Origin of the sequence: Microcystis sp. T1-4 (assembly GCF_000297435.1) — a bacterium.
Lineage (GTDB): Bacteria > Cyanobacteriota > Cyanobacteriia > Cyanobacteriales > Microcystaceae > Microcystis.
Window position 1 is genome coordinate 15833 of record NZ_CAIP01000368.1, and the last position, 25069, is coordinate 40901.

General features: G+C 42.3%; 29 protein-coding genes and 1 pseudogene. 16 read left to right on the plus strand and 14 right to left on the minus strand.

Translation table 11 applies throughout. From position 1 onward, the window contains the following. Positions 1–116: 116 nt before the first annotated feature. The 3 genes from MICAI_RS17415 to gyrA all read left to right on the plus strand — a co-directional run bounded on the left by MICAI_RS17415 (position 117) and on the right by gyrA (position 4667). The gene (locus MICAI_RS17415; RefSeq protein ID WP_008205240.1) at positions 117–1331 is read left to right on the plus strand and encodes an AAA family ATPase; all 1215 of its coding nucleotides are present in this window, start codon (positions 117–119) and stop codon (positions 1329–1331) included. After that, positions 1324–1908, plus strand: a complete 585-nt coding sequence (locus MICAI_RS17420; RefSeq protein ID WP_002751824.1) for a DUF4276 family protein — start codon at positions 1324–1326, stop codon at positions 1906–1908. Before MICAI_RS17415 ends, MICAI_RS17420 begins: the two co-directional genes overlap by 8 nt. A 206-nt stretch (positions 1909–2114) precedes the next feature. Beyond that, positions 2115–4667: a DNA gyrase subunit A gene (gene gyrA, locus MICAI_RS17425; protein ID WP_008205242.1), complete on the plus strand. Its 2553-nt coding sequence runs from the start codon at positions 2115–2117 to the stop codon at positions 4665–4667. Positions 4668–4858: 191 nt separating this feature from the next. Here gyrA and MICAI_RS17430 read toward each other — a convergent pair whose 3' ends face one another. Together MICAI_RS17430 and MICAI_RS17435 are read right to left on the minus strand one after the other, a co-directional pair. Then, on the minus strand, positions 4859–5389 hold the full coding sequence (locus MICAI_RS17430) for a ComEA family DNA-binding protein (protein WP_008205245.1): 531 nt from the start codon (positions 5387–5389) through the stop codon (positions 4859–4861). Continuing rightward, on the minus strand, positions 5386–5784 hold the full coding sequence (locus MICAI_RS17435) for an NINE protein (RefSeq protein WP_002788179.1): 399 nt from the start codon (positions 5782–5784) through the stop codon (positions 5386–5388). The genes MICAI_RS17430 and MICAI_RS17435 overlap by 4 nt, the downstream gene beginning before the upstream one ends. Before the next feature lie 321 nt (positions 5785–6105). Between MICAI_RS17435 and asnS the strand changes: the two genes are divergently transcribed. Then, positions 6106–7470 carry an asparagine--tRNA ligase gene (gene asnS / locus MICAI_RS17440; RefSeq protein ID WP_008205249.1) on the plus strand — a complete coding sequence of 455 codons (1365 nt, stop codon included), beginning with the start codon at positions 6106–6108 and terminating at the stop codon, positions 7468–7470. Between the two features lie 162 nt (positions 7471–7632). On the opposite strand, the gene MICAI_RS17445 is transcribed toward asnS, so the two are convergent. From MICAI_RS17445 to MICAI_RS17460, 4 genes are all read right to left on the minus strand, one after another. Then, complete coding sequence (locus MICAI_RS17445; protein ID WP_002751834.1) at positions 7633–7956, minus strand: Txe/YoeB family addiction module toxin; 324 nt, start codon at positions 7954–7956, stop codon at positions 7633–7635. Continuing rightward, positions 7946–8230, minus strand: coding sequence for a type II toxin-antitoxin system Phd/YefM family antitoxin (locus MICAI_RS17450; RefSeq protein ID WP_002751836.1), 285 nt, complete (start codon positions 8228–8230; stop codon positions 7946–7948). Before MICAI_RS17450 ends, MICAI_RS17445 begins: the two co-directional genes overlap by 11 nt. A gap of 187 nt (positions 8231–8417) precedes the next feature. Then, positions 8418–8699: a hypothetical protein gene (locus tag MICAI_RS17455; RefSeq protein WP_002779898.1), complete on the minus strand. Its 282-nt coding sequence runs from the start codon at positions 8697–8699 to the stop codon at positions 8418–8420. Further along, positions 8692–8997, minus strand: a complete 306-nt coding sequence (locus MICAI_RS17460) for a hypothetical protein (protein ID WP_002779895.1) — start codon at positions 8995–8997, stop codon at positions 8692–8694. The genes MICAI_RS17455 and MICAI_RS17460 overlap by 8 nt, the downstream gene beginning before the upstream one ends. Before the next feature lie 236 nt (positions 8998–9233). Between MICAI_RS17460 and MICAI_RS17465 the strand changes: the two genes are divergently transcribed. After that, on the plus strand, positions 9234–9674 hold the full coding sequence (locus tag MICAI_RS17465; RefSeq protein WP_008205253.1) for a hypothetical protein: 441 nt from the start codon (positions 9234–9236) through the stop codon (positions 9672–9674). A gap of 346 nt (positions 9675–10020) precedes the next feature. Then, entirely contained in the window at positions 10021–10374 is a 354-nt protein-coding gene (locus MICAI_RS17470; protein WP_008205255.1) for a hypothetical protein, read from the plus strand. 129 nt (positions 10375–10503) lie between these two features. Here MICAI_RS17470 and MICAI_RS17475 read toward each other — a convergent pair whose 3' ends face one another. Both MICAI_RS17475 and MICAI_RS17480 read right to left on the minus strand, forming a co-directional pair. Next, entirely contained in the window at positions 10504–11013 is a 510-nt protein-coding gene (locus MICAI_RS17475) for a DUF3368 domain-containing protein (RefSeq protein WP_008205259.1), read from the minus strand. Continuing rightward, positions 11010–11255, minus strand: coding sequence for a UPF0175 family protein (locus MICAI_RS17480; protein WP_002748168.1), 246 nt, complete (start codon positions 11253–11255; stop codon positions 11010–11012). Before MICAI_RS17480 ends, MICAI_RS17475 begins: the two co-directional genes overlap by 4 nt. Before the next feature lie 350 nt (positions 11256–11605). Here MICAI_RS17480 and MICAI_RS17485 point away from each other — a divergent pair, with 350 nt between their 5' ends. Both MICAI_RS17485 and MICAI_RS17490 read left to right on the plus strand, forming a co-directional pair. After that, on the plus strand, positions 11606–11842 hold the full coding sequence (locus MICAI_RS17485) for a hypothetical protein (protein WP_039900464.1): 237 nt from the start codon (positions 11606–11608) through the stop codon (positions 11840–11842). Between the two features lie 2 nt (positions 11843–11844). Continuing rightward, positions 11845–12084, plus strand: coding sequence for a hypothetical protein (locus MICAI_RS17490; RefSeq protein ID WP_008205265.1), 240 nt, complete (start codon positions 11845–11847; stop codon positions 12082–12084). Positions 12085–12203: 119 nt separating this feature from the next. On the opposite strand, the pseudogene MICAI_RS27965 reads toward MICAI_RS17490, so the two are convergent. Beyond that, a pseudogene (locus MICAI_RS27965) lies at positions 12204–12347 on the minus strand (type II toxin-antitoxin system RelE/ParE family toxin); the annotation flags it as partial. Positions 12348–12549: 202 nt separating this feature from the next. Between MICAI_RS27965 and MICAI_RS17495 the strand changes: the two are divergent. The 3 genes from MICAI_RS17495 (at position 12550) to aroH (ending at position 14370) form a co-directional block, all read left to right on the plus strand. Further along, a complete protein-coding gene (locus MICAI_RS17495) occupies positions 12550–13101 on the plus strand; it encodes a hypothetical protein (RefSeq protein WP_008205267.1) in 552 nt (183 codons plus the stop codon). Further along, entirely contained in the window at positions 13085–13906 is an 822-nt protein-coding gene (gene sppA, locus MICAI_RS17500) for a signal peptide peptidase SppA (RefSeq protein ID WP_008205270.1), read from the plus strand. Before MICAI_RS17495 ends, sppA begins: the two co-directional genes overlap by 17 nt. Before the next feature lie 68 nt (positions 13907–13974). Then, on the plus strand, positions 13975–14370 hold the full coding sequence (gene aroH / locus MICAI_RS17505) for a chorismate mutase (protein WP_008205272.1): 396 nt from the start codon (positions 13975–13977) through the stop codon (positions 14368–14370). Here the strand turns inward: aroH and MICAI_RS17510 are convergent. Further along, a complete protein-coding gene (locus MICAI_RS17510; protein WP_008205274.1) occupies positions 14367–15260 on the minus strand; it encodes an alpha/beta fold hydrolase in 894 nt (297 codons plus the stop codon). The two genes, aroH and MICAI_RS17510, sit on opposite strands and share 4 nt — an antisense overlap. Before the next feature lie 58 nt (positions 15261–15318). Here MICAI_RS17510 and MICAI_RS17515 point away from each other — a divergent pair, with 58 nt between their 5' ends. Beyond that, positions 15319–16164 carry an alpha/beta fold hydrolase gene (locus MICAI_RS17515; RefSeq protein ID WP_008205275.1) on the plus strand — a complete coding sequence of 282 codons (846 nt, stop codon included), beginning with the start codon at positions 15319–15321 and terminating at the stop codon, positions 16162–16164. Between the two features lie 7 nt (positions 16165–16171). Here MICAI_RS17515 and MICAI_RS17520 read toward each other — a convergent pair whose 3' ends face one another. Then, positions 16172–17005 carry a M48 family metallopeptidase gene (locus tag MICAI_RS17520; RefSeq protein ID WP_008205278.1) on the minus strand — a complete coding sequence of 278 codons (834 nt, stop codon included), beginning with the start codon at positions 17003–17005 and terminating at the stop codon, positions 16172–16174. A 63-nt stretch (positions 17006–17068) separates the two neighbouring features. Continuing rightward, on the minus strand, positions 17069–17353 hold the full coding sequence (locus tag MICAI_RS17525) for a hypothetical protein (protein WP_008205280.1): 285 nt from the start codon (positions 17351–17353) through the stop codon (positions 17069–17071). Positions 17354–17879: 526 nt separating this feature from the next. On the opposite strand from MICAI_RS17525, the gene MICAI_RS17530 reads away from it, so the two are divergent. Next, positions 17880–18875, plus strand: a complete 996-nt coding sequence (locus MICAI_RS17530; protein ID WP_008205282.1) for a LysR family transcriptional regulator — start codon at positions 17880–17882, stop codon at positions 18873–18875. A gap of 40 nt (positions 18876–18915) precedes the next feature. On the opposite strand, the gene MICAI_RS17535 is transcribed toward MICAI_RS17530, so the two are convergent. Both MICAI_RS17535 and MICAI_RS17540 read right to left on the minus strand, forming a co-directional pair. Beyond that, positions 18916–19581: an ImmA/IrrE family metallo-endopeptidase gene (locus MICAI_RS17535; RefSeq protein WP_008205284.1), complete on the minus strand. Its 666-nt coding sequence runs from the start codon at positions 19579–19581 to the stop codon at positions 18916–18918. 5 nt (positions 19582–19586) lie between these two features. Continuing rightward, on the minus strand, positions 19587–19943 hold the full coding sequence (locus MICAI_RS17540) for a helix-turn-helix domain-containing protein (protein WP_008205286.1): 357 nt from the start codon (positions 19941–19943) through the stop codon (positions 19587–19589). 196 nt (positions 19944–20139) lie between these two features. On the opposite strand from MICAI_RS17540, the gene MICAI_RS17545 reads away from it, so the two are divergent. From MICAI_RS17545 to MICAI_RS17555, 3 genes are all read left to right on the plus strand, one after another. Beyond that, complete coding sequence (locus tag MICAI_RS17545) at positions 20140–20931, plus strand: PD-(D/E)XK nuclease family protein (protein ID WP_008205288.1); 792 nt, start codon at positions 20140–20142, stop codon at positions 20929–20931. A gap of 3 nt (positions 20932–20934) precedes the next feature. Next, positions 20935–23178 (plus strand): Piwi domain-containing protein, encoded by a 2244-nt coding sequence (locus tag MICAI_RS17550; RefSeq protein ID WP_008205290.1) that lies wholly within the window; start codon positions 20935–20937, stop codon positions 23176–23178. Between the two features lie 394 nt (positions 23179–23572). Then, positions 23573–25069 (plus strand): alpha-amylase family glycosyl hydrolase (locus tag MICAI_RS17555; RefSeq protein WP_039900465.1); only part of this gene is annotated, 1497 nt, incomplete at its 3' end.

Here is a 25069-nt window from a genome sequence, read left to right on the forward strand (position 1 = left end):
GGTCTTCAGATGCGATCGCCAGCCACCAGCCCAGAAAACTGAGGGAAGATCAGATAGATTGGATATAATTAACTAATAAAGCCCTGTATGGTCCCAAAAACTAGAATTGTTTTAATATGAACCAGCCTAGACTATTATCTTTTACCCTCGATGGTTGGGGTGTGCTAGGTGGTCCAGTTTCCCTATCCCTAGTTAACCAAGTTGGGGTATTAGTGGGGAGAAACGGTGCGGGGAAATCCGCTATCCTAGAAGGATTTGAAGCCATCTCATCCTGTGCTATCGGTAGATCGATCGGCTCTCGGATGATTGATAGTGATAGCATTCCCTCAATTTTGCAGGTTGAAATTCGAACACCGACTAACCGGCGCTTAGGATACAGGTATGAGCTAATCATCCCCTTTTCTATGGACGATCTAGATACAGACATAGATGATACCACTAACGATAATTCCTTGGAAAATTCCTTTTCTTGGAATGATTATTGTCAGTATATTGATGGAGATCAAGAACTTCTCTGGAAAACCGAATTTGGACTAACAAGCTTTAATAATAATGGTGAGCCAATATTTGCTATTCTTGGCAATACTACCTCGCTGCGACAGTCAAATATACCTGGAAATTCATCGCTAAATTTACCTCCAGAAATGCAGTGGGTTTATGCTATTTTCAAAGGGATTCGTCTTCTTGGCAAAGCTCCTATCCGTCGCACATCAAGACGACAGCCTTCTTTATTAAAGGTGACAAGTAAGAAGATTTCTGCCAGTCGATTTGATCTAGCAGATACTCTAGCTCGGAGAATATTTCGTTGGGTGGGTACGGATGATTTTGATGAACTAGAAAATGTTTGTCAACGAATAAGACTTGCCAAGAAAATCACTGTGCAGAAGTTTGTTTTGAGTGAGCATTCTGGACAGACAGGCCAAGGTAAAGACGAAGAGTACATCGCTTCAGTATTATTAGATGGAGTCAATATTGGATTACTCTCCGATGGCACCTTGCGAGTTTTATCAATTCTGATCGAAATAATTGCTCACCATCCTAATGCAACAACCATAATTGAGGAGCCAGAAACACAAATACATCCCGCAATGTTAGCAAAATTATTAAATGAAATTAAATCCTATACTTGGGATGAAAATTTAATTATATCAACTCATTCACCACAAGTAGTAGCTTGGACAAAGCCAGAAAATATTAGCTTAGTTTATCGTAACCAGGGACGGACAAGTGTTAGGAAACTAGAAGAAGGAGAGATTGAAAAAGTTGTCGAGTACCTCTGTGAAGAAGGAGATTTAGGAGACTGGATTTACAGTGGTATTCTCGATGAGTAGTAACTTGATCGCCATAATTGCCGAAGATGAGACGGACTGCGATGTGTTTCGTCAAATTATCCATCGCGTGCTGGGGACAAATACTAGGACAAAATCTTGGGCATCTAAATCCTCTAGTACATTAAAGAGAAAACTGTCAGCAAAACTTAAAGTGATGACAAGGGAAGGATGTGATGCTTTTATCATTGTTCATGATTTAGATCGTAATCCCAAGAATAACTCTCTTAACGATGAAAAACGATTGCGAGATCACTTAGAATTAAGCTGTTCTAATATTAATGGTATCAGGAAATATATCTGCATCCCAATAGAAGAATTAGAGGCTTGGTTTTGGTCTGATCCAGAAGTTGTTAAATATGTGGGACGAGGCAAGGGAAAAGCTCACCCAAACCCTCACCTAATTATCAAACCGAAAGAAGAATTGATCAAATTGTCAATCGGTGAAAATAGAAAACCCCGTTATAGTACCAACATGAATCTTGAACTAGCCCAAAAGCTAAATTTAGAACTTTGTGCCACTTGTTGTCCTTCTTTTAAAGATCTTCTCGACTTTCTGCAATCTCTGTCAAGAGGATAGCAAACCATTAACCCGTCCATCCCAGCCAAGGTATCTGCGACCACTACTGACTTGACACTGTTCTAAACCCCAAAAAAGAGGGATTTTATGGTAAAATAGTCGTACAAATGGGCATATTCTGCACATCAAAAGGGTAAAAACCCGACTTTTAGCGAATTTAATCACAAAAACGCTTTTTTTGCCTTGTTATTGGAGTTAACCCCCCTATGACCGCCGCCCAGGATCATGTCGTCCCCACAGACTTAAGCAATGAAATGTCCCGTTCCTACCTAGAATACGCCATGAGCGTCATCGTCGGGCGAGCCTTGCCCGACGCTAGGGACGGACTGAAACCCGTACACCGGCGCATTCTTTACGCGATGTACGAACTAGGATTAACCCCCGATCGCCCCTTCCGCAAATGCGCTAGAGTCGTCGGGGAAGTATTAGGAAAATACCACCCCCACGGGGATACTGCTGTTTACGATGCTCTCGTCCGCATGGCCCAGGATTTCTCCATGCGCGATCCCCTGATTAACGGTCATGGTAACTTCGGATCGATCGATAACGATCCCCCGGCGGCCATGCGTTATACCGAGTGTCGTCTGCACACCCTGGCCACCAACGCCCTACTACAGGATATCGAGTCAGAAACCGTCGATTTCGCCGATAACTTCGATGGTTCCCAACAGGAACCCGTGGTTTTACCCTCTAGAGTCCCACAACTGCTAATTAATGGCTCATCGGGGATCGCCGTCGGTATGGCCACCAATATTCCCCCCCACAACCTGGCCGAGATTATCGATGGAACCGTTGCCCTCATCCATAACCCGGATCTCACCGATACGGAATTACAGCGTTATATCCCAGGGCCGGACTTTCCCACCGGGGGGCATATCCTTGGCAGAGACGGCATTCAGGAAGCTTACACCACCGGCCGGGGTTCCATTACCCTGCGGGGAGTCGCCTCCTTTGAAACCATCGAACAAAGGGGAAGACCCGATCGAGATGCTATTATCATCACCGAACTGCCCTATCAAACCAATAAAGCGGCATTAATCGAAAAAATCGCCGATTTGGTCAATGATCGCAAAATAGACGGTATTTCCGATGTGCGGGACGAAAGCGATCGCGACGGCATCCGGGTAGTGATCGAACTGAAACGAGATGCCTATCCCCGCGTCGTCCTCAACAATCTTTATAAACAAACGCCCCTCCAGTCGAATTTTGGGGCGAATATGTTGGCATTAGTCGATAACGAACCGAGATTACTGACTTTAAGGGAGTTTCTTCGGGTTTTCCTCGATTTTCGCCTAGAAGTTATCACCCGTCGTACCCGTTATGAACTCCGCAAGGCCGAGGAAAGGGATCATCTCCTTCAGGGTTTACTAATTGCCCTCGCTAGTCTCGATGCAGTCATTGCCCTAATTCGCAGTGCTGCCGACACAGCTAGTGCAAAAGAGGGATTAGTGCAGAATTTTGGTCTTTCAGAGGTGCAAGCGGACGCAATCCTACAAATGCAGCTGCGACGGTTAACCGCCCTAGAATCGGAGAAAATTCAGCAAGAACACGGGGAATTACTGACAAAAATCGGCGATCTTCAGGATATTTTAGCCAGAAAAGAACGGATCGACAGCATTATCGAGGAAGAACTGCAACAGATCAAAACGATTCACGCTACCCCCCGTCGCAGTCATATTGAACAACGGGAAGGAGAAATCGCCGAAACTGACCTGATTGCCAACGAACAGGCCTTAATTCTCGTCACTGAACAGGGTTACATCAAAAGAATGCCCGTTAATACCTTTGAGTCCCAAAATCGGGCGACAAGGGGCAAAGCTGGCGCAAAAATGAAAGAAGACGACGGCATCGATCACTTTATCACCTGCCGCGATCACGATAGCGTCCTCTTTTTCACCGATCGCGGGGTTGTCTATAGTCTCAATGCCTATCATATCCCCACCGGTTCCCGTACCGCTCGCGGCGTTCCCATCGTGCAACTGTTAGAGATTCCCAAAGGGGAGAAAATTACCTCGGTGGTGGCAGTCAGCGAGTTCAGCGAGGATAATTACCTGATTATGCTCACACAAAAGGGATTTATCAAGAAAACCGCCCTCGCTGCCTTTAGTAATATTCGATCAAACGGTTTAATCGCCATTTCTCTCGAAGACGGTGATCAACTACGTTGGGTTCGCTTGGCTAAAGAGGAAGATAGCGTCATTATCGGTTCTCGTCAGGGGATGGCAATTCATTTTAAGGCCGATAGTCAACAATTGCGCTCCTTGGGAAGGGCAACTAAAGGCGTAAAATCGATGAAATTGCGCTCAGGTGACGAATTAATTAGTATGGACATCCTGCCTAGTCAAATTGTCGCCCAAATCGCTGAATCTAACCAAGAAGAAACCGAGGACGAAAGCGAAGAAATTAACCCCGAAGTGGCTAATAATGGCCCCTGGGTGTTAGCGATTACCATGGCAGGACTAGGAAAACGGGTTCCCGTTACCCTCCTACGTCTGCAAAATCGGGCGGGATTAGGAGTCAGAGTGATTAAATTCCGCAAAAAGAACGATAAATTAGCGGCTCTGCACGTTGTTAACCCCAACGAGGAATTTATGATTATCACCGAACGGGGCATTATCATCCGTCAATCCGTCGATGCTATTACTCCCCAATCGCGATCGGCCGGAGGTATCCGGGTACAAAAACTCGATGAGGACGATGCGATCGCTGCTGTCGCCCTAGTTCCCCCTAGTGATGCGGAGGAATCTGAAGACATTTAGATTTGCAGGGAAGTGGGGAGTGGGAATTATGAATTATGAATTATGAATTATGAAGTGGGAAATGGGGAAGTGGGAAATGGGGAAATGGGGAAATTGAACTAAAACCCCAAAACCCCAAAACCCCAAAACCCCAACCCCCAACACCTAAAACCTGTCTCCTGTCTCCTGTCTCCTTTCCTGAGTATTTGGGATTAAAACTGGAAAAAGTGCATTAATTGGGAGATTTCCTGAGCGTCTAGGGATAAACGCCCTTTAAAATCCACAATATTCTTAAATAATCCCTGTTCTTCTCTGCTTTTAATAATGGCAGCTGCTAAATTATCGCCGATCAGGGGTAAGGTGGTTAACTGCTCGATCGAAGCGGTGTTAGGATTGATTTTAGGGGGTGCGAGGTGACTTTCGGGACTATAATAGGCAAATTCTAGAATCGGCTCCCAAGCTTTCAATCTAGCCACAGGAACACTCAAAGCAGCCGCTAGATCTTCAAGACAAAGCAATTCTACCCCCATACCCGACAATTCCACCAACATTCGCGCTTGATGGATGGATATCCCCGGCAATCGCAGCCAATCATCCACACCCGCTTGACTGACATTAATTTTAATGCCCAATTGTGCCGCCATAGCGATCTCATCGAGGGAACGAAAGCGATAATAGGGATCATTGCTAATTTTGGCTTTTAAAGGGTTAAAAGTGCGTCCTAACCAGTTTTGCGGTGTCATTGTAGTAATTGTCGCCGTTTTTCTTCAAATTCGTACTCAGAAATTAATCCTTCTTGCCGGAGGCGCTCTAATTCCCTTAAAGCTGCCCCGATCGCCTCTACTTGTTTAGGCTCTAAACTGGGGACAGTGGCAGCAGCGGTGGCAGTGGGAAAATAGTTAGCCAAAAATTGGTTATCTTGGATTAAATACCACACTGCATCGATCGCGCAAGCCACCCGGGGAATCGGAGTTTGCCAGAGGAGAAGATAAATAATTCCCCAGAGAGGTTGACCGAGATAAAATTTATGAATACCGGCGATAGGAAAGGGTAAAGCGAGAATGCTACCGATAAAAGCCAAAAAAATCGCTAATTTACGGCTTTTGGGCTTACTTAATAATTTTTCCACCAGAAGCATGAGACCTGTTCGAGATTGATTTTAGCCTGATCTGAACCTTCTATTCTAAAATAAGTAGGGAGGCACAATTATTTGTAGGATGGGTTAGCGGTAGCGTAACCCATGCGGCCGTTGGGTTTCATGCTTCAACCCAACATACGTTCATCTTATATTTAATTCCACCCACCCACTTACTCTTTGGTTCTAAGTAGGGAGACACAATTATTTGTAGGATGGGTTAGCGGTAGCGTAACATAATCTGGCGTTGGGTTTCATGCTTCAACCCAACCTACGTTCATCTTATATTTAATTCCACTCACCCACTTAACATAGGGATACGCGATGACTACCAGAATCAAGGAAATCTTTCAGACAGGACAACCGGATCAATCCGTCACCGTGCAGGGTTGGGTGAGAACAAAACGAGAATTAAAAGAATTTACTTTCCTGGAAGTTAATGATGGCTCATCCCTGGCCAACTTACAAGTTATCCTCGAACCGACTTTACCCGATTATGAAAATGTACTAAAAGCAATTAGTACAGGAGCGGCGATCGCTGTTTCGGGAAATTTGGTTCCTTCCCCGGGTAAAGGGCAAAATATCGAGTTAAAAGCGGCCGAAATCACCCTTTATGGTGACTGTCCTGCGGATTATCCCCTACAAAAAAAACGTCATTCCTTTGAATTTCTGAGAACCATTGCCCATCTGCGAGCAAGAACTAACACCCTAGGAGCAGTAATGCGGGTTAGAAACGCTTGCGCTACCGCTATCCACAGTTTTTTCCAAGAAAAGGGCTTTATTTGGGTACATACTCCCATTATTACCGCTAACGACTGCGAAGGTGCGGGAGAATTATTTACTGTCACCAGTTTAGATTTAAAAAAACCCGCCAATTTTGCCGAGGATTTCTTTGGTAAACGGGCCTATTTAACCGTCAGTGGACAATTACAAGCGGAAGTAATGGCCATGGCTTTATCTAATGTTTACACTTTTGGCCCGACTTTTCGCGCTGAAAATTCTAATACTTCCCGTCATCTGGCCGAGTTTTGGATGGTGGAACCGGAAATGGCTTTTTGTGATCTGGAAGGGGATCAGGATTTAGCAGAAGCTTTTCTGAAATATATCTTTAAATTCGTCTTAGAAAATTGTCCCGAAGATTTGCAGTTTTTTAACGAACGTATCGATAAAACGGTGTTAAGTACGGCCGAGAATATCGTTAATAGTGAGTTTGGCAGGATTACCTACAGCGAAGCGATCGAGTTATTAGAAAAAGCCGATCGTCAGTTCGAGTTTCCGGTAGAATGGGGCGTAGATTTACAGTCAGAACACGAACGTTATCTAGCGGAGGAACTATTTAAAAAACCCGTGATTGTCACTAATTATCCCAAGACAATCAAAGCTTTTTATATGCGTCTAGATGACAATAATAAAACCGTTTCTGCTATGGATATTTTAGCACCCAAGATCGGCGAAATTATCGGCGGTTCCCAACGGGAAGAGCGATTAGATGTATTAATCCAAAGAATGCAGGAACAGGGAATGAATCCCGATGATTTGTGGTGGTATTTGGATCTGCGTCGCTACGGTTCCGTTCCCCACGCCGGTTTTGGTTTAGGATTCGAGCGTCTGGTACAATTCATGACGGGAATGACCAATATTCGCGATGTGATTCCTTTCCCCCGTACCCCTTTAAGTGCCGACTTTTAGGTTGATGTCTAGGATCGACAGGAGAAAGGAGGAATGTAAATATTTATTAAATTGTAGCTTAGGCTACAGACTTGGAGTAGAAAATGTTTGTTGTTTCACTGTCCCCCTCTACGTTCTTTGTCCCCTTTCTCCTGTAACAGTTCTTGATGGGTTTGTCTGAGTTTAGCCTGATTGATAATGATAGCGAGCTTGTAAAAAATAAACCTTATTTCCCGTGACTTTATAAACCAAACGATGCTCTAAATCGATCCGTCGTGACCAAGTGTCGGCAGCAATATACTTAAGAGGTTCGGGTTTACCCAATCCTGTAAACGGATCGCCATCCAAAATATCTGCTACTAAGTCTAAGATTTTATCGCCTTTTTTCGGTTCGTTCCGATACCACCAAGCTAAATCTGCTTTGAAATCAGGACTAAAAACGGGCAAATAACCATGAATAGGATTGTTTTTAGGTTTATCTGGCTTATTTTCTCTTTTAGGAGTCAATTCCTAACTCCTCTTTCAATTCAGCTAATGTTTGAGGAGTTGCATCTTCTGTCTGGGTCCATGCTAAAGAGCGAAATAAACGTTGGGCATTTTCTGGCGATCGCAATAAATAAACACACTCTAATAAACTGGAAAGCTCATCTTCAGCAATTAACGCCACATTTTTCTGATTGCGACGCTTAATGACGATAATTTGAGATTCGTCACACACCTGATCTAAGATACTGGCTAAATTCATTCTCGCCTGAGAGTAGGTGGTTTCTTTGCTTAACATGATTTTTAGGGGAGACTTGTACAACCTTATTGTACAAGTCCAAGCTCTTGAACTCCCCAAAAACCCCAAAATCTCAATCGCTAGTTGGCGAAAGGAATGTAAAGATTTATTAAATTGTAGCTTTTGATACAGTTGTGGGGTAGTATGTGTGAATGTGTCTCTTGGTGTTGGGTTGCGTTGTTTTGGTTTACCCTTTTTTGAAATTACTTTCAACTAGCTCACCCGTGATATATTTGTGCAGGATACTAGAGATAAGTGTCTGATAGGGGATACCTTCCTCTATTGCTTTAGATTGAAGAGCATCCAGATCAAGGGAAGACAAACGCAAAGTAACTTTCTTATCCTTATTTAGGGTAGCTTTCCCATAGGATTGTATCTCGGTGATTCTCTCTGGTGTGGTGACAGAAAGCCACTCATCTTTTTCATAAGAATCGAGAATTTCTTGTTCTTCTTGATTAAGCTTAGTCATTATTTTTCTGGAGTCCAAGATATTTCTTTGTCGCTTTTCTTGAGGGAATAATTGTTTTGAGAAATAGTTCTGATGGCGAATCTATATAGGGAACCAGAAAAGCATAACTACCAATTCTTACCACCATCATGCGCTGGTTAGGATATTTAGTAACATTGGGATGGACGAGATCTTCTAGGACATTTCCTTGTTGTATTGCTGTAACGACCATCTCAAATGTTAGCCCTCGTTCTTGTTGAAGTTGTCTGTTCTTTTCTTGACTCCATCGAATTGTTTTTATGCCCTCATTTTCTGACATTTTAGCTAGAGTGTCAATCAAATCCCCAGATCACTGAAAATCCTGATGCTGTCAAGGGAGTAGTACAGATACCAGCGTAAGCCATGAGGGACAGGAATGTAAAGATTTATAAATTGTAGCTTTTAATACAGTTGTGGGGGGGGAGTGTATTGTTGTTTTTAGTTTCCTTTATGGTTGGGTTAGGTTGTTGCTTCACCTAGCTGCGAGGGGGCGAACACTTATGTACTGAGTAGCGAATGGTGATGAAAAAAGGATTTTTCAGATGGCTACCAATTTTAGCCTTAACTACAGCTTTATCTTCTAACTTCTATCAGAATCACGATGATATTGCTCAAGCCCGTAATTTGAGACGTGTAAGCAATGGTTTTGCTTTCGAGATTCAGAATTGTAATAAAGACAATAATTCTGTAGTTTGTACTTTTATGGTTGCAAACTTAGGGGAAGTCAGAGATCTTTATTTTTATCCCAAAGACTCTATCATCATTGATTCTACCGGCAAGCAATTGAAGGGATCGCGGTGCATTATTGGAGCAATAGGTCCAGGTGATCAAGCATATATGACAGATATGCCTTCTAGAGTCCCCATTAACGGAAAAATTCTCTTTAAAGGAAATTTGCCCGGAAGAATCGTTTATCTGCGATTAGTAGGTCCTGGTTTCTCAGTTGAATGGAGGTAATATATTACCTCGGTTAACTGTTAACTGTTCACTGAATAAAGACTCGTAGGTTGGGTTGACGCAAGGAAACCCAACAACTTCCTGGAATATTTTCACAATTTTTGTTGGGTTTCGCCTTTTGAGCCGATTGGTAATACCTGAGCAATAATGATAGCTCAACCCAACCTACGGCTCGATTAATTAACAAACTTATTCAGACGCCTGTTACCCAACAACTTCCTGGAATATTTTCACAATGTTTGTTGGGTTTCGCCTTTTGAGCCGATTGGTAATACCTGAGCAATAATGATAGCTCAACCCAACCTACGGCTCGATTAATTAATAAACTTATTCAGGAATGATAGTTATGGCAATCAGAATCAAACTTTGGGCAGATTATGGAAGTTACCCACTTTGGGGAGTAGATGAAATTGATAACATTGCTCCTGAAGAATTGCCATTAAGTCAAGCAACTATTCAGCGTTTAAACCCATGGCAGGATACTTACGATAAGACTTTAAATCAAGACTATCCACCTTTATCAGATTTTCCTAATCAGCAAGCTGAAATGGATTTTAAACAAGAAGGAATTAGTTTATGGAAACAGTTACGTCTTGAACTGGCCCCGGATTATGAAGTTTTCTACCAAAATGAAGGTCAATTGTTCAGACATCCTAAGGAAATAACCACAAAATCTACAGTACAAAAAATAACAGTTTGAGTATCATCACCTTCGGCTCTAGCGCAGCTTCAACCCTTAAGCGCAAACTAAAACCATCCAAACCATCAGAAAAAGAAACCACAAAAGTAGGCTAAATTGCTTCTAAAAATACCATAAATACCCCTTCATTCAATCTTGAGGGGGTTTATTTTTTTCTTCATCAACAATCTGTAAAACACTGCTGTATAAAGGTGCAGCCACCCAAAATCCTGCTTGATCAATCAAAGCGTCTAGTAGGGGTTTCACCTCAGAGATTAACCCTCGATTCTTCGCCTCAACTAAAATGCCCAGAATTCCTGTGTATCGAAGATTAAGTCTAGCAGCAATTCTACGACCACGACGCTCATCAATCAAAACTTGATCTGCTCCCAACTCAAGTGCTAAAGCAATAGCCTCAGCTTCTCCCTTATCTAGTTCATCTGCAAGAGCTTCAATCACTGTGCGGTTAGTTACCGTTCGAGTTTGAATCCAATCTAAGGTTTGTACCTCTATTGAACCTGCTACCGGAAAATCAGGCTCAGTTAATTCTCGATAAACTGCTTCGGGAATAAAAACTATTTCGTAAAGTTGTTGTAGCAGATGAAGTTGATTAATGGCGGCAAGATTGTTGATAGGGGATGTATCACTGACAACAATCACAATCTTCCCATCTCCCGCAAGTTCTTAATATCCTGTTCAAAATCTTCGACATCGTAGTGTACCGGAATTTGACGACTTGCAAGTAGGTGTTGAAAAGCAATACGATTCATTCCTGCAAATCGACTCGCTTGAGCAAGGGTGAGCTTCTCTTTTTGAAAGAGCATGACCGCAATTTCCTGCCTCATCTCAGCTTCAGTCATGCGTGTTGCACTGAGAATTTCATCGGAGATATCAATACTCATGGCTATAACCCTATCTATCCCTTCCTATTGGAATGATATCATAACCCCCTTCATTTAGTCAGTTGAGCAGGTTTATTTTTTGCGTCTCTTCCCCTTACACATTTTACACATTAAGAATCGGTTTTATGCTATTGAGTTACCAAAGCCAATAGAAGAGGCTTTATTATCAGTTGCCAACTAAAACCCTCTAAATCCACTGAAAAAGAAACCACAAAAGTAGGCTAAATTGCCTCTAAAAATACCATCAATACTCCTTCAATCAATCTTGAGGGGGGTTTGTTTTTTTATATCTCTTTTTTGGCAATAGATGCTATAATGAAAGGCCACTCTTTAAGATTGCTTGCTCGATCGTGGACTTTGAGATGATCAGCGATATCACTAATATCGAGATTATTGCCACAGGAACAGGAATTCGTCATCGGGAACGGTTGCAAAAACAGTATGGCAAAGGTAAATGGAGAAAATTAAAGGGCATAGCCCAAGTTCAGCTTGCCAATGGTATAGTAAGGTTAGCTGAAGTCCATTGGTATGAAGCTCATGGCATCGGCAAAAAAGAATTTAAGCTCAAGTTACCGTTTCTAGATTGACCATGAACATAGAGTCATCTCCAACAAATCAGTTCGTAGTTTGTCTCAATAATGAAGGCTACGAAGCTTCACTAGAGGTGGGCAAAATATACCGCGTTATCCCTGATGAGACAGCAGAAATAAACAGTCTAATTCGGGTTATTGATGAAAGTGGTGAAGATTACGCTTTTTCTGTGAATCGGTTTCATGCTATTGAGTTACCAAAGCCAATAGAAGAGGCTTTATTATCAGTTGCCAACTAAAACCCTCTCAATCCACTGAAAAAGAAACCACAAAAGTAGGCTAAATTACCTCTAAAAATACTATAAATGCCCCTTCATTCAATCTTGAGGGGGTTTGTTTTTGGCATCTCTTAATGCTTCTAGGAATTGTCAAATTTATTAATGATATCTCGAATTTGCTGCGCTGGGATGTCTGTTTGTTCAGATTTCGCATAGATGAGGAGCATCAAAACACAACTATTGTCTTTAAGCTGATAGATAACACGATAGCCGCTTAAGCGTCCTCAATATGGAGGCGCAAAACGAATAGTTAAAATGCTTGACAGTTTTGATAATCCTATCGAAGACTTTGAGAACTATATGCCATGAAAATTTTACACTATTTTTCTTTATTCGTGGCAGGCATTTTACTGCCTCTCCCTTTGTGGGAGAGATTTTGGTGGTGACGGCAACTAAGCATATCTGCCATTACTTTAGGAAAATGTTATGACTAATGTTCTCTCTCCTGAGCAGCTTTCTGCTCAAGAATTGTGTGATTTGTACCGTCGAAGATGGCAGATAGAGTCGGCTTTTCTCTTAACCAAGAGATTGTTAGAATTAGGTTATTTATGGGTTGGACATCGCCAGGGGGTACAAATTCAAATTTTGGCTACTCTCATTTTTTATCCGGTTTTAAATCCTTTAGTCGGACAGGTGGCGATGGCTCTTAGTCAGCCCAAAGAAAAAATTTCAGTGGCGATGGTTTTTCCCAGTTTATACTATGTGGCTAAAGCAGTCACTAGAGGGGAAAACCCTGATGTGGTCAGTTATTTAGCCAAGCGAGCTAAACTTTTTGGCTTAGTTAAAGCTGAAAGGAAACGACACAGGGAAAGAGATGCGCTCTCTCAAGAAATTGGGGGGCTATGTCCTTCAGTTGACACCAATGATCGCGTTGGCCGAAAATGTAATAATGTCTGCTTAACCTGGAACGATCAAAGCGTTAGATTAGAAAGAGTCCTTTTTTTAGAGATATTTAAACCTGATGGTCTGGCCTTTTAAACCGAAAACCCGCAAACAAATCGCTCGAATAGAAATTACAGGTGCAATTGCCTCCGATACCCGCAAAAGAGTCTTAAAAGCCCTAGAAATCGTCAAAGAAAGGCAATATCCCGCCCTACTTCTCCGCATTGACTCCCCCGGGGGAACCGTGGGGGATTCCCAAGAAATTTATGAAGCATTGAAGCGGTTACAAAAAAACACGAAAATAATCGCTAGTTTTGGCAATATTTCCGCCTCTGGTGGCGTTTATATCGGTATGGGGGCTAATTATATTATGGCTAACCCCGGCACGATTACCGGCTCGATCGGTGTTATCCTGAGGGGGAACAATCTGGAAAGATTGTTGGATAAGGTGGGAGTTTCGTTTAAAGTGATTAAATCAGGCCCTTATAAAGATATTCTCTCCTTCGATCGAGAATTAACTGATGAAGAAGAAAGAATTCTCCAGGATATGATCGATACCAGTTATCAGCAATTTCTGCAAACCGTCGCCGGAGCGAGAAATTTAGATGTCAATCAGGTGAAAAGTTTTGCCGATGGGCGCATTTTTACCGGCCAACAGGCGTTAGAATTGGGAGTGGTCGATCGCCTGGGAACCGAGGAAGATGCCCGACTTTGGGCGCTAGAATTGGCAGGATTACCCCCAGATAAAACTAAATGTCAGACTATCGAAGAACCGAAACCCCTCCTCAGTCGTCTGACGGGTAATCGTTCCCAAATACCCCTAGGGCTACAAACAACCCTACAGCGTCTAGAATTTGAATTGGAAGTTAACGGACAACTATTGTGGTTATACCGACCCTGATGGCCAGATTAAAGTCGAGAAAAAGGGCGCGTTAACCCCTAAAATTGACTCATCAGGATTAGCGGAGGATGACAATCGTGCAGTGGAAGGTTCGAGCCATTCGGGGAGCGACGACGGTAACGGCTAATACTATTGAAGCTATACGAGAAGCAGTAACAGAACTCCTCGAAGCGATCGAAATCCACAATAGTCTCGATCCCGATGATATTGTTAGTGTTATCTTTACGGCAACTCAGGATTTAGATGCGATTTTCCCCGCTGCTATCGCTCGCGAACGTCCCCACTGGCAAAATGTCCCCCTCCTCGATGTGCAACAGATGCAGGTCGCTGGTAGTCTGGACAAGTGTATTCGCGTAATTCTCCACGTTAATACTCCCAAACTACAAGGGGAAATGCAGCACATCTATCTACGAGGAGCGAAAAATCTTCGCCCCGATTGGCAGATTTCTCCGATAACTGACTAGCTCTCTATTTCCGACAGCCAACTCAAAATTAATTGATTAACTTTTTCGGGATGTTCATCGTGGGGACAGTGACCGGCTTTGGCAATCGGATAAAATTGGGTATTATCACCCATTTTAGCTCTTTCTTGGTAAATTACCGAACCAGCGATCGGTGTCCAAGGGTCATCCTCTCCCCAGAGTACCAATAAAGGGCGATCGATTTGCGGTAATAATTCCTGGGGAGAAGGTCCGGGGGGTGCTGTCAACACTGATGCAAACACTCCCCACGCACCCGCATCACAGGAGGGTTGATAGAGGATTTCGACTAATTCCTCGGTAATCGCGGTATGGTCGCGATAAACCTGTTTTAAGGTGTTACGGATGCGATTTTTCTGTCTTACCTGTTCAAAAATAAACTTTCCTGTCACGGGAGAACTAACTAAACCGGTAAAGGCAGCCATGATTAAACGCAAAGGGAAATTTAATTCTTCGGGACGATGGTTTAATCCTCCGGCACAGTTGATAATTACTCCTCCAGCCGTGATTTCGGGAGATTCTGCCATCAGCATTAAGGTAATCAGTCCCCCGATGGAGTTACCGATAAATACCGCCGGTCTTGCCATTTTTTCCCTGCAAAAGTCCTGTATTTGCCGCTGCCAAAGGTTGAGACTATAATCTAAAGCGGGCTTATCTGTACCCCCAAATCCCAGAAGATCTAGGGCATAGACTTGATAGCCATTTTCCGCTAAAACGGGGATATTTTTGCGCCAATGACCGATAGATGCCCCAAAACCGTGAATTAAGACTAGGGGTTGTCCTTCTCCCCGCACAGTGTAGGGGATGGTGTGACCTTGCCATGTCCAAGACAATTGTTCTAAGCTAGTACCAGTGAGCGGCGATTGTAGTGCCATTGTATGAAGTTTTATTAAGTGATATTTAAATTATAGATTAAAAATCAGCCGAGAATTTATGCCGCAACGCCAGACTTTTACCAATAACTCGATGGCAATTTCCTATTTACAATGGAGCGATCGAGGTATGCCTCTACTATTATTGCACGGCATGGCGGATCATGCTTTGGTTTGGTCAAGTTTGGGCGATTATTTAAGCTCAAATTATCAAGTTGTTGCCCCAGATTTGCGGGGACATGGGGAAAGCGGTAAACCGGCAACCGGTTATCACTTTCAGGATTATATCGGCGATTTAAGGGCTTTAATTAATCATTTAGGTTGGACACAAGCACATATTTTAGGTCATTCTTGGAGTGCTAAAATAGCGGCAATTTGGGCAACTCAACAGCCGGAAGTATTTAAGAGTTTAATTTTAGTCGATCCCTTTTTTATCGATAAAATGCCTGGTTGGATTAGGATAACTTTTCCAATTCTCTATCAGGTTTTGCCCTTTTTAAAGATTACTCGTTCCTTTGATAGTTATCAGAGCCTAGAAGCGATCGCTCGTCAATTAAAACAATATAAAGGTTGGTCAAATCTACAGCAAGAGGTGTTTAAAAATGCCATCGAACAAAAAGCTGATGGCAGTTGGAGCAGTAAATTTACTTTATCGGCACGGGGGGAAATTTTTGAGGATGTCATGGGGTTTGCCGGATTAACTAAAACTTTAGATATTCCCAGTTTATTAGTCCTTCCCCAACAGGGATTAAATCGCACTGCTTGGCAAATTCAATCCTATAAAAAGTATTTAACTTCTCTAGAGATTAAAAAAATACCGGGTAATCATTGGGCATTTTTAGGGGAACCTGAAACTTTTAATCAAGCGGTGGCCGAGTTTTTATCCGTTCGGGAAATTGTATTGTAAAATATGATTAGCGGAGAGAACGAATCTGCAATTGGTAATAATCCTCGTCTAAACCTTGATTCTGCTTGTTATTAACCGAATTAAGCTGTTTTTGCAGTGCCAAAATCCGATCGCCTGTGGCAGGATGGGTGCTGAGAATTGTCGGGGTAGAACCGCCTTGTTGTGCTAATTTTCCCATAAAGGAGATCATGGCCGTGGGGGCATAACCAGCCTCAGCTAGATTGTTTAAACCCAGTCGGTCCGCTTCTAATTCATCCTTGCGACTATTGGGCAGATTATAGGCGAGATTGACTCCCAATTGTACCCAAGTTTTTGTGTCCAATCCCGCCGCACTGAGAAGTCCTTGGGCGAGGGCAGTATTGCGTAATTGGGTGATAGAATGACGACCGACGATATGGCCAATTTCATGGGCAATCACACTGGCTAATTCCGCCTCATTACTGGCAGTTTTAATCAATCCCGTGTGTAAATAGACAAATCCGCCCATAGTAGCGAAGGCGTTAATGCTATTGTCGCGCACCACTTGAAAAGTGTAGGGAAGATCAGGGCGATCGCTAGTTGCCGCTAATCGCTGCCCGATTTCTTGGACATATTGGTTAATTCTGGCATCTTTGGCCAGTTTTATCTTACCTGATTCTAGTAAACCTTGATTAATCTGCCTACCGAGGGCGACTTCCTGCTGAGGGGAAATAGTCGAAAGTTGAATAACCTGCACACCGCGAAAAAGTAAATCCATCCACGAGCGCCCGAAACTAGGTTGGGGATCGATAATCCCGATACTCAGAGTGAGCAGCAGGGAAATGATTGTTAGTAGCCAAAAACGGTAGAAAATAGGGCGCATAGACGATTCGATCCCATAAAAACCTCATTCCCATTCTAGACAGTCAATGTCACCCTTTGCCTGTTACTGTCCCCGATTGGTTTGATAGACGTAAAAGTTAAATAAATCGAATAAACTGCCAACAAAAGCAAAGGTGACAGCGATGGTGAACATTCCTTGTAGGGGATAACCGCCGCCGAAAATGGTTAAAAATTGCAGGATTTGGCTAAAACCGGTCTGAGAAACCCAAGTAAAGCCGGGGACGTGACTGGTGGCCAATAAAGCAGTTAAAATGGAACCCACCAGGAGGACGGGGGCAACAAAACTTAATAGGGTGGAAAATAGCAGGGAACGGAGCAAAGTAAGCATGAATGCTGATCTCCAGAGAATTAGGGACCGATCGAACGGGAATAGGAATCTATACTCGCTCCCCTCTAGGATATACGTTCATCTCAGCTAGGGGCGGTTTGTTAAAAAATCTTAAAATATCATTAAGATTCTTGGTTAATAAGGATTAAGTGGTACACAAAAGTCAACCCGATAATTGCTGGGTCAGCCTTTTTCAGTGATCAGTAAACAGTGATCAGTAATCAGTCAGGGGTGGGGAAGTGGGGAAGTGGTGAAGTGGGGGAATTTCAACTAAAACCCTAAAACCCTAACACCCCAAAACCCCCCGCAACGCGCAGGCAGTGACCACCCCATCACCCTGTCTCGGAGTCTCCTGTCTCCTGAATACTGACTCCTGAATACTGATCACTGGTAACTGATAACTGGAACTAGCTGAAGCATTGATCCCCGTGGTGTGGTACTGTCAATTCAGTGTGTTTATCGGCACTGGCTTAAGATTTGTCGCTATTGTCCTCCCCTTCTCCTGTCGCTGTTTTTGAGGCTTTCTATGACCGACATTCCTTTCACCCTAGACCAACTGAGAATTCTCAAAGCGATCGCTGCTGAGGGAAGCTTTAAACGGGCGGCAGATACCCTGTATGTATCCCAACCGGCAATCAGTCTTCAGGTACAAAACCTCGAAAAACAGCTAAATGTGCCGTTATTTGACCGAGGCGGTCGGAAAGCCCAATTGACGGAAGCGGGACACCTACTCTTAAGCTACGGCGAAAAAATTATCAGTCTCTGTCAAGAAACCTGTCGGGCGATCGAAGATCTACAAAATCTGCAAGGGGGAACCCTAATCGTCGGCGCTTCCCAAACCACGGGAACCTATCTTCTTCCCCGCATGATCGGTCTGTTTCGGCAAAAATATCCAGAAGTATCCGTACAGCTACAAGTTCATTCCACCCGTCGCACCTCTTGGAGCGTTGCTAACGGTCAAGTGGATTTAGCCATTATCGGGGGGGAAGTTCCCGCCGAATTACAAGAAACCCTGCGGATTATCCCCTACGCAGAAGATGAACTGGCTTTAGTCCTGCCGATTTTTCATCCTCTGTCTAAGGTAGAAATGATTCAAAAAGAGGATTTATATCGACTAAAATTTATCACCCTCGATTCCCAATCGACGATTCGCAAAGTCATCGACAAGGTTTTAACTCGTTGCGAGATCGATACCAAACGCTTAAAAGTGGAGATGGAACTTAACTCGATCGAGGCGATTAAAAATGCCGTCCAATCCGGTTTAGGGGCGGCTTTTGTCTCGGTGACAGCGATCGAAAAAGAACTACAAATGGGCGTGATCCACGCTACCCGAATTAAAGACGTGGAAATACGACGCACTTTGTCGGTAATTATTAACCCGAATCGCTATCGATCAAAAGCGGCCGAAGCTTTTACCCTAGAAATACTACCCCAATTCTCCACCTATCCAGAATATCTGGCTGACGACCACAACTTTGAACCGATTCCTAACTCACAAACCACGGAAATTATTAGTAAATAAGTCCATCGAGATAGGCAAAATCTCCCCCGGAACATTGAAGCTATTTCTTGGGAAAATTACTGCCCCGATAAATTACTTTTTTATCGACTTTAATCCAATGGAGACTTTCTAAACGACTTCTAAGATTAGTAATAGTTACTCCCAACTCGTCGGCGATCGCATACAGATGTCCCCATTTAGTTAAGTCACGGCCCTTGATGACTTTCTCTAACTCACTCATCGCCATTAGTAAACAACTGGCAAAATATTGGGCTTGCCATTCAATTCTTTGGCTAGAATCAACTGTACGACACAGAAAAGGTTGAATTGTCTCTAGGGAATCTCCCTGATTGATTCGATCCAAAAAATTAGAGACGGCTGTTTGATTAATATGAAGGACAAAATGACCAATTTCATGAGCTAAACTCGAATTTTTAAAACCTTCTTTTGCTAGGGATGAATTTTGAGAATCTTTTAAGAATTTTACATCTTCATTGAGAATAATTTTCTTTTCTGTGGGAATAATCATCGCAGCGATTTCTCCCTCTTTATCTGCCTTTATATCCATCCATTCAATAGCCAAATCAAAATGATCGGCCGCTGCTTCCGCAAGATCGCAATTTTTTAAGGGACGACGACGATGAGCTTTTACTTTCTTCAGAATATCGTCTGCCTGAGTTTCAATCACTGTTTTGGGAATAAAACTATAGGGTTTAATAATATCCAAGATATTTACTCCTCTGGTTCTAATTTTGTCGCCTCAGAAATAATTTTTTTGGCAAAATTGGGATTGTCTTTCATGCGACGCAATAAAATCGGCATTTGTTGATATTTTTGAACTAATTCTTTGAAGACTTTTTGATCATCTGAACTAATTCGTCCTGCCAATTCCCCTAAGGTTTGAGCATTTAATTTTAAATGAGTCGCTAAGGACTCAATCACCTGCTGACTAGGAGGATAACCCACATGATCATTTTCTAGCTTTGATAGATAGGTATAGTCCACCCCAATCAACTTAGCTAGTTCTCTCTGACTATATTCCTCCTCTCGACGAGCTTTGCGGATAACCTGTCCAAATGTTTCTGACACTGCTTTTCTCTCAATCGCTCAAAAAAAATTATATCAAGGGTTGACTATTTCAGTCAACATAGGCTAGAGTTAGTTTATTGGCGTTGATTATTTTAGTCAACACTAGAGCAAACACTGCCGTATCATCCTAGCATTATCCTGACCGAGGGGAAAAATCGTGTCCTGCCAGTTTCCCAAAAAGCCTTGGTATCCTCCGATGAGCTATCTTCTTTGGCGCTCGCTTAAACCGGCGATGGGCCATGAGAATTGGCATTGTCAGACAAAACGGGGGTTTGAAAAAGCGCGAAACAAAGAACCAGAAGTCCAAAGATTACTATCACAAGATAATCAGTCGCAAAAAATTGGTAAGTTGGCACAACGAGGAGTTTTTGAGTTTCATCAAGAGCCAGCGAGATTATCCAGTTTTGATGGGGTGGAACAAGTTGCAGAAATCCTGCAATTAAATCAAGAATCGCCAGAAATTCAAGCTAGGGTTTTAGTAATTTTAAACAATTACTATCAACAACCAATTTTATTAAATCAAGAGATTATTAATTTATCTAGAGGCGATGAAGGTTATCCAGAACCTATTGTTATCGAGCAAGGTAACTATCGGTTTAATTTGTACGCTGCCTTTGATTGTATTTTTAGAGAAGCTGATGACACTATACATATTTTAGATTTAAAAACTGGTCAATCTAATTTTGATCGTCGTCAGGCTCATGTTTATTTACTGGCGGCTAGTTACCTTTATCCTCAGGAAAAAATTGTCGCTTCTTTTTACAATTTAGAAACCCAAACAAGCTCAGAAAATATATCCCTGTCTTCCGAGGCAATGGAAGCAGTTAAAATCGAACTAGCTTTCCTAGCCAAAAAACATCAGCAACAACTACAAAAATATAAAGATCACCACGAAGATTTTTATCATATTTTCCCGCCCCAAAGTGGCTATGCCTGTCGTTATTGTCCTTTTACATCGATTTGTGATTATGCAAATAAGGAGGTTTAGATCATGAATTACACAGCAGCTAACACAGCCAATTTCCCGATTTTTTTGAGTGAAATTAGTTTCTTGACTACCAATAATATTTGTTTGAATTGTTTTAAGCTTAATTATCAAGTTACTAGAAAAATAGGTAATCGTTTTAGTTGGCAATTCAGTCGGAAGTTTCCCGATGTGGTGGTTATTTTTGAAGATAATTGTTTTTGGGTATTAGCTAAAGATGAAAAATTTTTTCCCTCTCCACAACAGTGGAAAGAAGCTTTATCAGATATTCAAGAGGTTTTACGAGAAGATATTGGCGATCACTATTATTCTATTTATTGGCTAAAAGACTTTCAGATAAAAGCTTTAGTTACAGCACAATTAGCAGTTAGAATTCTGAAAATATTTGGTAAATTTTCCTATCCAATAGTTTTTCCCAAAGATAGTCAGATAAGTGAAAACCAAGTACAGGTAAGGAGAGAAGTTGATTTTTGGGCAGAAATCATCAATGACACTAATCCAGCTATTTGTTTAACTGTTGACAGTAGTATTGTCTATAGTGGAGATTTAGAACAATTTTATGAAAATCACCCCTATAGACAAGATGCTGCGAAATTATTAGTAGGTTTAAAGGTTAAAACTATAGAAACCAATGGGACAGCTAAAATTATTAGAATAGCGGGTACAATTGGGGAAAGAAGAGAAGATTTATTAAAAAAAGCCACAGGTTCAATGAGTCGAAGAAAATTAGAAGAAGCTCATCTGGAGCAACCAGTGGTTGCGGTACAATTTGGCAAAAATCCCCAGGAGTATATTTATCCATTAGCAGCTTTAAAACCCTCTGTAACAGATGAGGATGAGAGTTTATTTCAAGTCAATCATGGAGACTTATTAAAGGAAACAAAAATCTTATATGCTGAACGACAAGAACTATTAAAGTTATATAAACAGGAGGCACAAAAGACTTTAAATAACTTTGGTTTTCAGTTAAGAGAAAGAAGTATTAACAGCCAAGAATACCCCGAAGTCTTTTGGACTCCTTCTATTTCTCTTGAGCAAACTCCTATCTTATTTGGTAAGGGAGAAAGGGGAGAAAAAAGAGAAATTCTCAAAGGATTATCGAAGGGTGGTGTGTATAAACGTCATCGAGAATATGTCGATACTGCTCGTAAAATTCGTTTAGCTATTCTGAAACCAGCTAATTTGAGAGTGGGAGATTTTAGAGAGCAATTAGAAAAGCGATTAAAACTTTATAAATTTGAGACTATTTTGCCACCAGAGAATCAAATAAATTTTTCTGTCGAAGGTGAAGGCTCTGAAAAAAGAGCTAGACTGGAAGAAGCAGTTGATCGATTAATTCGAGGAGAAATTCCTGTAGATATTGCTTTAGTATTTCTTCCCCAATCTGATCGCAATGCTGATAATACTGAAGAAGGGAGTTTATATTCGTGGATTAAAAGAAAGTTTTTGGATCGTGGAGTTATAACTCAAATGATTTATGAGAAGACTTTAAATAATAAGAGCCAATATAATAATATTCTCAATCAAGTTGTCCCCGGAATCCTAGCCAAATTAGGAAATTTACCCTATGTTCTTGCTGAACCTCTAGAAATTGCCGATTATTTTATTGGTTTAGATGTGGGAAGAATGCCCAAAAAAAATCTTCCGGGGAGTCTCAATGTTTGTGCAAGTGTGCGACTATATGGAAAACAGGGAGAATTTGTTCGCTGTCGGGTAGAAGATAGTTTAACCGAGGGAGAAGAAATTCCTCAACGGATTCTGGAAAATTGTTTACCGCAAGCTGAACTAAAAAATCAGACAGTTCTCATTTACAGAGATGGTAAATTTCAAGGAAAGGAGGTTGACAATTTACTGGCAAGAGCTAGAGCAATTAATGCTAAATTTATTCTCGTAGAATGTTATAAAACTGGCATTCCTAGACTTTATAATTTTGAGCAAAAACAGATAAATGCTCCCTCCAAAGGATTAGCTTTAGCTTTATCAAATCGGGAAGTTATCCTGATAACGTCCCAAGTTTCTGAAAAAATTGGTGTTCCTCGTCCCTTGCGCTTAAAAGTTAATGAATTGGGAGAGCAAGTAAATTTAAAACAGTTAGTTGACACTACGTTAAAATTAACTTTACTTCACTATGGTTCTCTCAAAGATCCCCGTTTACCTATCCCTTTGTATGGAGCGGATATTATTGCTTATCGACGCTTACAAGGAATTTATCCTAGTTTATTAGAAGATGATTGTCAATTCTGGCTTTAGAGAGGAAAATTATGTAAGTAGTCGTGCAAAATAAATTTCCTAGTGAAGATAGGCACAAGGCAAGAGGCAAAAGGCAAAAGCTTGATCGAAATGTGTAATTAATTTTGCTTAGGTACTTAGTAATTTCCCTAGCAATCTACACCATCTAGATGAATTAGTCAGTGATTTAGTTAACCAAATTAGTTTACCGACGGCAGAAAATCGGGACATTAAAGAAAGATTAGCCTATCTTGAATGGGACTTGCATCGAGAAAATGGTTGTTTACAAGCCGAAAATTTATCTCTAGGTCAAATTGCATAGCTGGTTTTTTGGGGGGAGCAAGCTTTAGATTTTTTTCTTATTTCCTCGATCAAAAAATGTCTATTATCAAAGGCGATATTATTCCGCCAATTTATGTTACCAGCGATCGGTCAAAATCATCCCCAATCTGGTAATTATGCGCCCTTAGATAGCCATCTCTGGGCTGATGCCACCTATCCCCTGGGGGCGCATTATCGGAGCGATAGTGTCACCTTTGCCGTCTATTCTAGAAATGCCAGTCAGATTCTTCTGGAAATCTACGATCGCCCGACGGGAGAAAACGCTAAGTATGATTACTGGTTGACAAAAAACCCAAAGGATGATACATGGCGGGCAAAAATCGCTGGTATTGCCCACGGCAGCTACTACGCTTTTCGCTGTTGGGGTCCCAATTGGCAATTTGATCAAAAATGGCAAAGAGGCCACAGTAACGCCGGTTTTCGGGCAGATGTGGACGATTTTGGCCATCGTTTTAACCCCAATAAAGTCCTCTTCGATCCCTACGCGCGAGAACTTTCCCACGACCTAGAAACCCCGGCCATGGTCGCGGCCGGAGAAAATGTTGGAATCTATGCCACAGGAGGGGGGGACTACAAAGGAGTAATCCAGCGGCAATACGATACGGGTAAATGGTCGCCCAAAGGCATTGTGATCGCTCCAGATGGGACTTCTACCGGGATTCGTCCCCGTCTGGGTGCCGAAAAAGCGATCATTTATGAGGCCCATGTACGCGGTTTCAGCAATCACCCCTCCGCTAGTCGTTTAGAAGATATTCTCAAGGGAATTAGGGGTTTTGAGGAAGTGGCCAACGTTCCCGACCAGTACAGGGGAACTTATGCGGGAGCCGGCTATATGGCCAAATACCTAAAAGCGCTAGGATTTACCACGATCGAACTCTTACCGGTCCAGGAAACCGCTAACGATAATAACCCCGACGATCGCCCCGGTGGTAACTATTGGGGTTACATGACCTTTGGTTATTTCGCCCCCGATCGCCGTTATGCTTATGATCGCTCCCCCGGGGGACCCACCAGAGAGTTTAAGTCCATGGTCAAAGCTTTCCACGACCAGGGTATGGAAGTTTATCTCGATGTGGTCTATAATCACACCGGAGAAGGGGGCAATTGGGGCAGCAACGATGTCACCCGATTGGTTAGTTTTGGTGGTTTTGATGTGGTGGAATACTATCAACTCACCGACGAACATTATCTAGTCGATGGGGCCACTGGCTGCGGAAATCAATTAAATTTTTCCCATAGTGTCACCTGCAATCTGGTTCTTGATTCCCTCACCTATTGGTTAGAAACCATGGCAGTTGATGGTTTTCGTTTTGATCTGGCCCCCGTTCTCGGTCGAACTCCTTCTAGTCATGAACGAGAAGATCGGGGCAAACAAAAACAATTTTTTCCTAAACATCCTTTGTTAGCAAAGATCAAGAAATTAGGCAAGAAATACGATGCGGAAATGATCGCCGAAGCTTGGGATCGCTGGGGTTACGAAGTGGGGAATTTCCCGACAGGTTGGGGAGAATGGAATGGCCGTTATCGCGATGCAATCCGGCGTTTTTGCAAGGGGGATGGTAATACTTTT

Coding starts and splice junctions, on each gene's coding strand:
- MICAI_RS17520 (WP_008205278.1), bottom strand. CDS start 17,005: ATGCGCCCTATTTTCTACCGTTTTTGGCTACTAACAATCATTTCCCTG.
- MICAI_RS17455 (WP_002779898.1), bottom strand. CDS start 8,699: ATGACTAAGCTTAATCAAGAAGAACAAGAAATTCTCGATTCTTATGAA.
- MICAI_RS17525 (WP_008205280.1), bottom strand. CDS start 17,353: ATGCTTACTTTGCTCCGTTCCCTGCTATTTTCCACCCTATTAAGTTTT.
- aroH (WP_008205272.1), top strand. CDS start 13,975: ATGACAATCGTGCAGTGGAAGGTTCGAGCCATTCGGGGAGCGACGACG.
- MICAI_RS17490 (WP_008205265.1), top strand. CDS start 11,845: ATGAACATAGAGTCATCTCCAACAAATCAGTTCGTAGTTTGTCTCAAT.
- MICAI_RS17470 (WP_008205255.1), top strand. CDS start 10,021: ATGGCAATCAGAATCAAACTTTGGGCAGATTATGGAAGTTACCCACTT.
- MICAI_RS17435 (WP_002788179.1), bottom strand. CDS start 5,784: ATGCTTCTGGTGGAAAAATTATTAAGTAAGCCCAAAAGCCGTAAATTA.
- MICAI_RS17415 (WP_008205240.1), top strand. CDS start 117: ATGAACCAGCCTAGACTATTATCTTTTACCCTCGATGGTTGGGGTGTG.
- MICAI_RS17460 (WP_002779895.1), bottom strand. CDS start 8,997: ATGTCAGAAAATGAGGGCATAAAAACAATTCGATGGAGTCAAGAAAAG.
- gyrA (WP_008205242.1), top strand. CDS start 2,115: ATGACCGCCGCCCAGGATCATGTCGTCCCCACAGACTTAAGCAATGAA.
- MICAI_RS17545 (WP_008205288.1), top strand. CDS start 20,140: ATGAGCTATCTTCTTTGGCGCTCGCTTAAACCGGCGATGGGCCATGAG.
- MICAI_RS17510 (WP_008205274.1), bottom strand. CDS start 15,260: ATGGCACTACAATCGCCGCTCACTGGTACTAGCTTAGAACAATTGTCT.
- MICAI_RS17530 (WP_008205282.1), top strand. CDS start 17,880: ATGACCGACATTCCTTTCACCCTAGACCAACTGAGAATTCTCAAAGCG.
- sppA (WP_008205270.1), top strand. CDS start 13,085: ATGGTCTGGCCTTTTAAACCGAAAACCCGCAAACAAATCGCTCGAATA.
- MICAI_RS17465 (WP_008205253.1), top strand. CDS start 9,234: ATGGTGATGAAAAAAGGATTTTTCAGATGGCTACCAATTTTAGCCTTA.
- MICAI_RS17550 (WP_008205290.1), top strand. CDS start 20,935: ATGAATTACACAGCAGCTAACACAGCCAATTTCCCGATTTTTTTGAGT.
- MICAI_RS17515 (WP_008205275.1), top strand. CDS start 15,319: ATGCCGCAACGCCAGACTTTTACCAATAACTCGATGGCAATTTCCTAT.
- MICAI_RS17495 (WP_008205267.1), top strand. CDS start 12,550: ATGACTAATGTTCTCTCTCCTGAGCAGCTTTCTGCTCAAGAATTGTGT.
- MICAI_RS17420 (WP_002751824.1), top strand. CDS start 1,324: ATGAGTAGTAACTTGATCGCCATAATTGCCGAAGATGAGACGGACTGC.
- MICAI_RS17430 (WP_008205245.1), bottom strand. CDS start 5,389: ATGACACCGCAAAACTGGTTAGGACGCACTTTTAACCCTTTAAAAGCC.
- MICAI_RS17480 (WP_002748168.1), bottom strand. CDS start 11,255: ATGAGTATTGATATCTCCGATGAAATTCTCAGTGCAACACGCATGACT.
- MICAI_RS17450 (WP_002751836.1), bottom strand. CDS start 8,230: ATGTTAAGCAAAGAAACCACCTACTCTCAGGCGAGAATGAATTTAGCC.
- asnS (WP_008205249.1), top strand. CDS start 6,106: ATGACTACCAGAATCAAGGAAATCTTTCAGACAGGACAACCGGATCAA.